The following is a 927-nucleotide window of genomic DNA, read 5'->3' on the forward strand; positions in this document are numbered from 1 at the left end:
TTCTGAGCGGGGGTATCATCAATCGGCGCAATAACTTTTACAAAGCCATTCTCCATACCTACCTCTATACCCAAGCCGCCAAATGTGCCTGAAGTGTTCTCTTGCAGGTCTGAAAATGCGCTTGGCTCAAGATAAGCTGAGTGTGGGTCAAGCCCTGACAACATGCCACGAATCGCATATTTTAGCAGGGTAGCGTCATCTATTTCTTCGACGTAGGCATTCTTAATTTTGCCAAATACATTGGTAAACTTTCGCAGCTCATTTAAAGGTAAGGGGGCAGTCGCTTGTTCCGAAGCTAAATTAGTATCTTGTATACCAGCACTTTCAGTTTGCTGGGAAAGTGCGGGCTGACTGAAAGATAAGCACCCAGCCAGAATAGCGCTGTAAGTGCAGATGCGTTTGCGGCGTGATGTCATTAAAGGTAAGGAACGAGAAACTAATTTCATTAAGTGGGTCCTGAAGAATTTATTTTCGTAGCCATCGGCTAGGATTTAAAGGCTTTCCGTCTTTTCTAATTTCAAAGTATAGCCCTGTTTCACTTTTTGCATTACTTTGCCCTGCATAGGCGAGAACTTCACCTGCTCTAACCCAGTCTCCGGTATCTTTTGCAAGGCTCTTATTGTTACCGTACAAACTCATGTAATTATTACCATGATCGATAATAATGAGCAAACCAAAGCCACGTATCCAGTTAGAAAATATAACTCTTCCAGAATGGATGGCTTGAACTTCCTGGTTGTTTTTTGTCTCAATATGAATGCCATTGAGCTTTAGCTTACCCTGAGCAATTCGACTACCAAAGCGCCCAATGACTTTACCTTTCGCAGGCCACGGAAGCTTGGTTTTTTGTTTGCTAAACGGAGCGGCGTCGTCAGGGAGGGGGATGTTGGCAATGGCTTGCTCTAATTCGTTCAGAAGCTTCTCTAG

2 protein-coding genes are annotated in these 927 nt (G+C 44.0%); both read right to left on the reverse strand.

The features are described from left to right. Window positions 1–446: S41 family peptidase (locus A3766_RS29265; protein WP_369808656.1), on the reverse strand; the 446-nt coding region annotated here is incomplete at its 3' end. 19 nt (window positions 447–465) lie between these two features. After that, a partial coding sequence (locus A3766_RS25115; RefSeq protein ID WP_156509123.1) for a murein hydrolase activator EnvC occupies window positions 466–927 on the reverse strand: 462 nt, incomplete at its 5' end.

It is taken from the genome of Oleiphilus sp. HI0132 (assembly GCF_001635845.1).